4 protein-coding genes are annotated in these 3,483 nt (G+C 42.9%); 2 read left to right on the plus strand and 2 right to left on the minus strand.

Annotation, left to right across the window (positions count from 1 at the left end; all coding sequences use genetic code 11):
• Both LC574_RS31855 and LC574_RS31860 read left to right on the plus strand, forming a co-directional pair.
• Positions 1-354, plus strand: a 354-nt coding sequence (locus LC574_RS31855; RefSeq protein ID WP_229457562.1) for a hypothetical protein, incomplete at its 5' end; no start/stop codon positions are given.
• A gap of 452 nt (positions 355-806) precedes the next feature.
• Positions 807-965 carry a hypothetical protein gene (locus LC574_RS31860; RefSeq protein WP_229457564.1) on the plus strand — a complete coding sequence of 53 codons (159 nt, stop codon included), beginning with the start codon at positions 807-809 and terminating at the stop codon, positions 963-965.
• 267 nt (positions 966-1,232) lie between these two features.
• Here LC574_RS31860 and LC574_RS31865 read toward each other — a convergent pair whose 3' ends face one another.
• Both LC574_RS31865 and LC574_RS31870 read right to left on the minus strand, forming a co-directional pair.
• On the minus strand, positions 1,233-2,639 hold the full coding sequence (locus tag LC574_RS31865) for a 1-acyl-sn-glycerol-3-phosphate acyltransferase (protein WP_229457567.1): 1,407 nt from the start codon (positions 2,637-2,639) through the stop codon (positions 1,233-1,235).
• Between the two features lie 340 nt (positions 2,640-2,979).
• Positions 2,980-3,189 (minus strand): hypothetical protein, encoded by a 210-nt coding sequence (locus tag LC574_RS31870; protein WP_229457569.1) that lies wholly within the window; start codon positions 3,187-3,189, stop codon positions 2,980-2,982.
• Between the last annotated feature and the right edge of the window lie 294 nt (positions 3,190-3,483).

Genomic DNA, 3,483 nt, shown 5'->3' on the forward strand with positions numbered 1-3,483 from the left:
AACACTACGAACCTTTTATTATTTACCGAAGAAGAATTCAGGAGCCAGAATCCAGCATGGATTCTGTGCGACTGGATGGAGAATCGAGGTTTAGAGCAAGCGATTTTACAGCAGTTTTCATGTATTTTAACCACATCTGTTGTAGGGGTAAAGCGCATTGCTCATACGTGTCAACTTAACGTAAAAGCCATGTCCCGCAAGGAACTTCAGTTCCTTGCTCATAGCAAAAGTCATCTGAAGATGACTAGTAGTCTGTCAAAATTTTTAGTCTACTTCAGTAGACTTGAGCTATTAGCCTTGGAATTCATTCCAAGGCGGGTGAGGAAGTTAACAGATAAGCGATTTTTAGCTTAAGTTGATACCAATGAGCATTGCTAAACCCCTACCGCGTGGTCTATTTACCTGAAAATAGCTGTAAAAGAAAAATTTCTCAAACAGCAAATTTAATTAGCAGTCAATCTGCGCCGAATACATCTAAAAGGTAACAAATCAGTCGATTTTTTATCTCTAACTATAGATTCAAAAATAAGAGATAATCAGACATAATATCTCATTCTAAAGTTTGACAAACTTAATCAATTAAATAAGCAATACCTTCGCAAAAATCCGATCCTCTGGAAGGGTGTAACTATACAATTAACTCATCCCCCGGCTTCAAGCCGGGGGAAATCGAAGTCATTAGTCATTAGTCATTAGTCATTAGTAGTTATACGCAATTTTTTTATTAAATAATACTAGTTACTATTGAGCAATACTTCGACTACGCCCTTCGACTACGCTCAGGACAAGCTCAGTACAAGTGACTAATGACGCTTGACGGGGAACGAGAAATCATCCCATACATTGAAGTTTGGGGGCTTTCTCGCCGTCTTTTTGTAAATGGCATTTTACCGGCCTTTAGTTATTGGGCGCTCGTGTCGCCCATTCCACAAGAAGTAGTTGAGTATTTTTTTCTCGTAAATTAAAGGGTTTAAGACCCGCAACGTCAACACGTAGTTTAGTTTCAGTCCTTCCCTGCGGGACGCTACGCGAACGACTTCGCTCAGGAACCATCGGGGTTTAAATCCCCGTACTTCGGCTACGCGAAGTTTCCGTCTGAAACTCTCTTCAATTTTGAATACTTCGGCTACGCTCAGTACAAGTTTTGAATACTTCGGCTACGCTCAGTACAAGTTTTGAATTGTTAATTGGAAGTCCCTTACTTGAATAATTATCACCTCTGCATCAGGCAATCAAGCAATCATCTTCTCTAAAGCGATTTGCAAATCTTTTGTCAAATCGCTTACACCTTGTCTAGCCGCCAAGCGATCGCCCTGACAATTTTCCCAACGTTCGGTTACTGAAATTGGTTCCCCTACAGTAATTTGTGCTTCTCGCAAACCTAATCGAGGTCGCCTTGGAAGTGTTCTATCCTGAATTCTAGAAAGCATATCGAATACAAGCAAAGCAGTTTCGGCAAACCGTTCCGCCGTCGGTTGTTCCTGAATATAAGTAGCTGTGACTGCAACAAAACTTTCCACTATCCGCATGTGCCCCATTCGCAAGTCTGCTTCCTGGGCAATCCAGTCTGCCAAACCGCGTTTAAAGGGTGGTAAAGCATTGATATCTGGCAAATCTTCCCGATAAATGTAATTCCAGCCAGCCTCTTCTAAGCGGCGACAGCGATCAATGGAATTACCCTGCGCTTGAACTCCAAAATATTGCTCGGTAACTTGTAAAGCCTTATCCAGTAACCGATGAAGTCGAGCAATTAATACCTGATTCGGACTAGCAGATTCATCAGTTAAGATGGTTTTTGGGATGTCTTGATGATAGAAGCGACGATAAAATTCTTCCATCTCGGTAATCAGATATTCAGCCAACCTACAGAGGCGTTGATAGTAAATCTCTTCGCCCTCCCCCTGCTCAATTTCCATTGCTGACAAGCCACTATCAGCTTCTAACTTACTCAACAGCCAATCCAGTTTAGACCAAGGTGGCTCAACATAGCGATATTGGATAGCGATCGGTACAATGATCACAGTCTCAGTCCGATTGGCTTTTTGCAAGTCTTCTACACACCAGAACCCCATTTGAGCAACACCAGGTTCTAAGGGGCTAACAATACCACTATGACCATTAGTACCGCCTTCCGGTGCTACTGCGATCGGTATTTCGCCATTAGCAAACAACTCCCGTGCAGTTTGAATAGCTTGGCGATCTAGTCGCCTACCCCGATGAACCGGCACACCTCCTAACCAAGAAAACAACCAACCTAGCCACTTTCCAGCCCAAACCGTCATCCCCCGATCATAGAGAAAATAGCTGTGAACAAGGGATTTTAGTGTAATACCTTCCTGACGAGCAACCTGTGGCACAATGCGGGAAAGCAAATACAACATACACAGGGGATCTTCCACCTCTGGGTGGCGAAATGCCAGCAAAAAGCGAATTTTCCCAGCCTGGAATTGTTGATAAAGTTCAGCTAATACCTCAACATTATTGGCTTCAACACGGACAATACCAGCCGTTAACCAAGGACGAGTGCGGAACCGTAGTGCGATCGGCAGCAACCACCGAACAATCTGGAGTACCAGCAAGTTCAACCGTTGGGGAATGAATTTTAATGGTGGTTGAGTAGACTGAATCGATCTAGGCAAGTCGCTCTCCAGATTGTATTTCTAGCGATTGTACAACGTGGGGTCTTGGTTTTGTGTAGACCCAAAGAGAAGTTTATGCGCCAGAAGCTACTTGTTGTTAAACAATTCGCAATTCGCTTTTTCGCCCATTCGCAATTACGTTTTGTGTAAGCGTTGCGTTAGCGATAGCGCAGCGTTAGCGATAGCGCAGCGTTAGCGAGGAACGAGCGTCGGAACGAGCGTCGGAACGAGCGTCGGAACGAGCGTCTGGGGATTTAGACCCCAATCGCATTACAAGCAACCCTTCTTGGGATGGGGTTTTAAACCCTAAAACACAAGCGATAAAAATTAGTTTGGATGTTTAGGAAAATTTCGGAATAAATAAATTATCTGAGTACAGCATTTCATTAATTCGTAGCGAATTAAATTTGGCAATACCCTGCAATGCCAATGCATCGGCTAACAATGCCAATGCATCGGCTAACAATGCCAATGCATCGACTGACAATGCCAATGCATCGGCTGACAATGCCAATGCATCGGCTGACAATGCCAATGCGTCTCCTTGCATTAAAAACGTTACGATTTTACGCAAAGCTGTACTAAGTGCTGTAAAGTCACAGTTGACTTCATTATCTAGAGATTTCTCTAACTAATACCATTTCACTTTAATAATGATACAAAGTAGCTGGTAAGGGCAAGGCGCAATGCGCATTGCTGTCAACTTAACGTAAAAGCCATGTCCCGCAAGGAACTTAAGTTCCTTGCTAATAGCAAAAGTAATCTAAAGATTACTAAATATCCGTAAAAATCTTTAGTCTACTTCAGTAGACTTTAGCTAAAAGCCAAAGAACTTTAATTCTAG

This window comes from Nostoc sp. CHAB 5715, assembly GCF_020829685.1.
In the GTDB taxonomy this organism is placed as follows: Bacteria; Cyanobacteriota; Cyanobacteriia; order Cyanobacteriales; family Nostocaceae; genus Nostoc.